General features: G+C 66.8%; 1 protein-coding gene. It reads right to left on the bottom strand.

Features of this window, described 5'->3' with window-relative positions:
• On the bottom strand, positions 1-397 hold a 397-nt coding region (locus tag QZH66_RS18670; protein WP_305807274.1), incomplete at both ends, for an FAD-dependent oxidoreductase.

A 397-nucleotide genomic window follows, 5' to 3' on the forward strand; every position in this document is an offset into this window, starting at 1 on the left:
TGTTCACCATGATGTTGTCAAAGCGCGGCGCGTTCATCTTCTGCCAGACCTTGACCAGGTCGCGGTCGGCGCCCTGCATCAGGCCGTCGAGCATCTCGACGACGTCGAGGCGCGCACCGAGCGTGGAATACACCGTGCCCATTTCCAGGCCGATGATGCCGCCGCCCACGACCAGCAGCTTGGCCGGCACGTCGGCCAGCTCCAGCGCGTCGGTGGAATCCATCACCCGCTTGTCGTCCCACGGGAAGTTGGGCAGCTTCACCGCCTGCGAACCGGCGGCGATGATGCACTGCTCGAAGCGCAGCAGCTGGGTGGTGCCGTCGTCGCCGGTGATCTCCAGCTCGTGCGCCGAGACGAACCTGGCCAGCCCCGCCACGGTGCGCACCTTGCGCTGCTT

The organism is Stenotrophomonas sp. YIM B06876, assembly GCF_030711595.1.
GTDB lineage: Bacteria > Pseudomonadota > Gammaproteobacteria > Xanthomonadales > Xanthomonadaceae > Stenotrophomonas.